Source organism: Tunicatimonas sp. (assembly GCF_049647865.1).
Taxonomy (GTDB): Bacteria; Bacteroidota; Bacteroidia; order Cytophagales; family Cyclobacteriaceae; genus Tunicatimonas.
Genome location: NZ_JBARYM010000105.1, coordinates 1 through 3537, shown reverse-complemented (window position 1 = coordinate 3537; position 3537 = coordinate 1). Strand labels below are relative to the sequence as shown.

The window sequence follows — 3537 nt, the reverse complement described above, 5'->3', positions numbered from 1 at the left end:
CTTAATTCCCTCTCTTAGATTTTGCATCGCCTGATCTTCCTGCCCATTATAAATATATGAGTACAGCTCCCAGGGATAATAGGTGGGAGTATTTTGGTCCGTCTCGTAGCTCCACTCCTGGGTACCGTGGTGTAGGCGGTCATACAAAGCTCGTAAATGATGGGCAGTAGGTATATCCGGATGCGCTTCCAACAGGCTATCCAGCGATTGCTGGTCCTTTAGTAGGATATAAGAAGCTAGTCTGACCGGAAATGTTAATTTCCATTGAGAGTCAATTTCCAGAATCTTATGCATGTAGGCAATGGCTTCCGTGTATTGGCCGGTATAATAAAAGATATTTCCTTTAGTGAAAAGGTGGGTTGCTGACAACGGATTAAGATCTAATGCCTTTTCGGCGTGCACCATCGCTGAATCAAATTCGCCCACTGCGGTGTATAATTCCGCAATACCTACGTGAGCATCGGTGTACGCTGGGTTTAACTTCAGCGCTCGTGAATAGTGCTCATGCCCTTTCTGAAAATTCCAGAAGTTCCAGAACTCTACCGAAGCTAAAGTATAATGCCCTTCCGGCAAATCAGGCTGGTAGTGCATCCCTTTCTCTAAGTGCTCCCCAGCCCGTTGTATGGCCAAGGTTGGTTCGGTGAACGCCCAGGTAGCCATAATGCCGTAAGATTGCACCAAACCGAAGTGGGCCAAAGCGTAGGTCGGGTCTAGCTTTACACTTTTTTCGAAACAAGCCACCGATTTGTGGAGATCATCATTGTTCCACTTTAGCTGATGGTATCTTCCTTTCAGATACCAGTTGTAAGCTTCCAAATTAGCCGTGGGCGGTTCTACTAAGTGCTCCTGCAATTCAAAGTGACCAAAATTCTCCCGAATCTGGTCGGCAATCAGTAAGCTAATTTCATCCTGAAGGGCAAAAATATCCGCTAGTTCGCGGTCGAAATTGCGCGACCACAGATGAAAACCATCGCTAGCCTGAATTAATTGGGCGGTAATTCGGACTCGCTGACCCACTTTACGTACACTACCCTCCAACACGTTGGCAACTCCTAGCACGCGAGCAATCTCCCGAATATCTTGATCCTTACCCTTGAACGCAAATGAAGAAGTACGAGCCGTGACTTTCAGATTTTCTACTTTGGTAAGGGCGTTGATAATCTCTTCGGTGATACCATCGCTGAAGTACTCATTTTCGGGGTCGGCACTGAGGTTGATAAAGGGTAGTACGGCAATAGATTTTTGCTGAATCGCCATTTGCGTATCTGGATTGCGAAACCAAGATAGTCAACAAATGTCAAAACCAAGTGATCATGTAGCGGTAAATACTAAATTAGAGCGCAATTGCGAATTTATATATACCTTGTGGTGCCTTTATCAACTAATAGCTAAGACTAAACAACACAGCGACATCACTATGGTTAATGTACCAAAGCCGTATTTCTCTATCGGACTTTTAGCAGTTAGATTTCCCAGGGTATTAAGTAAGAAGAAGGCAAACAGTAACCACATGCCGCCATTAACTACTGCCGGATAGTTCAGAAAAGTAAGGTATTTCATGCGTAATGCTACCAAAACGATAGCCAAGGCCAATACCACCAGTGAAATTGATTCCATTCGCAGTAAATGAACTCGGCTATTGATTTTACCCGCCCAAACGATACCGTAGGGGACAATACCGATGATAACCAGCAGATGGAAGACAACGAGTAAGGCCAGTAAAATGAGCAGGACATTGCCTACGAGGTTAGGGTTAAATTGCGATTCCATGATATTGCTTGGTAATTAGGTTTACAATTTGAGTATGATCTGCCGTTAATGGAACGTGGCGGGAATTTTCTAGTAAAGCCGTACTTTCTAGCGATGAAAATAGCTTTCTGGCTCGTTTTATCATTTTTTCTCCCGGAAAAAGTATGTCTTGGTCGGCTCCGATGATGTGTAGTGGAGTGGTAATCTGCTGAGCTTCTTTTGGGCTGATAAGCGGAATAGAAGAAAAGTCCTGATTAAAATGAAGAAATACTTGCGAGAGAAACGCCAAGGCGAACGCATCTTCTTCGGTAAATAGCTCCCGCAGAAAGTCGTGGACGTAGGACTGCTTTTTTCGCCACTGGTACAGTTTTATGGGCAAAAACACTTTCCGTAAGGCGGTCCATGAATTGCCTTTCACGATTCCGGCTGGAACAATAAGGTAGGCTTGAGCAATTCTTTTTTCGTCGTACACTAATGTCTTCCAGCTAATAAACCCACCCAGCGAAATACCGACCAGCACTGCATCCTGGATGCTGAACCGGGAAAGTAGTTCATACATCCACTGGCCGTAAGTGTGATCTTTCATAGAGGGGCGAGCACTCGCACTTAGGTTAGGCTGACCAATTACATCAATAGCATAAACACGGAAACTTTGTTCCAGCCCCTTCAGTGCTTCCAGGGCGATGGGCGCGCAGCCGTTGGCGCCATGCAATAGTACCAGGGGTGGATTATCCTTTTTACCAGTGAGGATCACATTGGTATCGCCAAAGCTTGTTTCTACTTTTACACTTTCGTAGGAAAGGGCGAGCTCATCTAACTTTTGGTAGTAGAGCGCCTCTAGAATCCTTCTTGCTTCGGGTGAATCAAATAACGTTGACATATGATTTTACTTGATGCTTTCTGAGTTTGTATCTGAAAAGGAAGGTAATTCAGCAGCGTAGGTCAGGAAAACCAATAATGTGCTGATTATCAATAAGAAACCATAATTTCATTTACAAGCTCGCAGCGTTTTCATTAAAATTTCACCCCTAAGTAAAGATTGGGTTCAAAGAGAAAATAGTTTCTCCACTTATCATCTAATGCTTTAAACGCTTCCGGAGTATTGGTATCAAACATCCAAAATTGAGAATGAACTTGGGGTTCTACGAAAAAGCGTTTACTCTTCCCAAAAGCGAAATGATACCCCAGATGAAAAGAATTGTACAACTTGAATCCATTTTGAATTTTTGAACCACCCTCATCTAAGTAGGTTTTGAATTGGGGCAAAACTTCAACTGTCGCAAATAGTCCCTTCCATAACATGCGTTGATAGGTAATTCCGATTCCGGTTTCTCGTACATGTCCCGGATAGAATTCACTTTCTGTTTCTAACTTATCCAAAAGACCATCCCACCACAGGATTCCCATGGGTTGAAACAATCGCCAGGTGGCAAACTTCACACCTACGATGTTCTTATCATCCAGGTTGCGTTTTACATGAAGCTCTATCATTTGGGTACTTGTTCGATCGTTCCAGCCCCCTCCAATAGGATCTGTAATAATAAAATAAGGTAAACTAATCCGATACTTATGGGATACATCGGTTTCTTTACTTAGTTCTTGATTACTCTGAGCCAAAGCACTGAGCGTAACCATCGTTAAAATGACAATTAATAACTTTTTCATTGTTGAAGATTTTTAGTGGTGAAATAAATAGTGCTTGAGTTGACACTACAAACATACTGTAGCAGGGTGGGGCAATCGTCCTGAAATGAAATTGCGGACGTTTTTGCAGCAACTTCTGAAAAA

At 43.3% G+C, this 3537-nt stretch carries 5 protein-coding genes; all 5 read right to left on the bottom strand.

Annotated elements, in window-relative coordinates; all coding sequences use genetic code 11:
- Positions 1-1257: tetratricopeptide repeat protein (locus WBA23_RS03540; RefSeq protein WP_424580869.1), on the bottom strand; the 1257-nt coding region annotated here is incomplete at its 3' end.
- A 120-nt stretch (positions 1258-1377) separates the two neighbouring features.
- On the bottom strand, positions 1378-1770 hold the full coding sequence (locus tag WBA23_RS03535; protein ID WP_424580868.1) for a hypothetical protein: 393 nt from the start codon (positions 1768-1770) through the stop codon (positions 1378-1380).
- On the bottom strand, positions 1754-2629 hold the full coding sequence (locus tag WBA23_RS03530) for an alpha/beta fold hydrolase (RefSeq protein WP_424580867.1): 876 nt from the start codon (positions 2627-2629) through the stop codon (positions 1754-1756). The genes WBA23_RS03535 and WBA23_RS03530 overlap by 17 nt, the downstream gene beginning before the upstream one ends.
- Before the next feature lie 134 nt (positions 2630-2763).
- Positions 2764-3414: a hypothetical protein gene (locus tag WBA23_RS03525; RefSeq protein WP_424580866.1), complete on the bottom strand. Its 651-nt coding sequence runs from the start codon at positions 3412-3414 to the stop codon at positions 2764-2766.
- Positions 3353-3537 (bottom strand): hypothetical protein (locus WBA23_RS03520; RefSeq protein WP_424580865.1); only part of this gene is annotated, 185 nt, incomplete at its 5' end. The genes WBA23_RS03525 and WBA23_RS03520, both read right to left, overlap by 62 nt.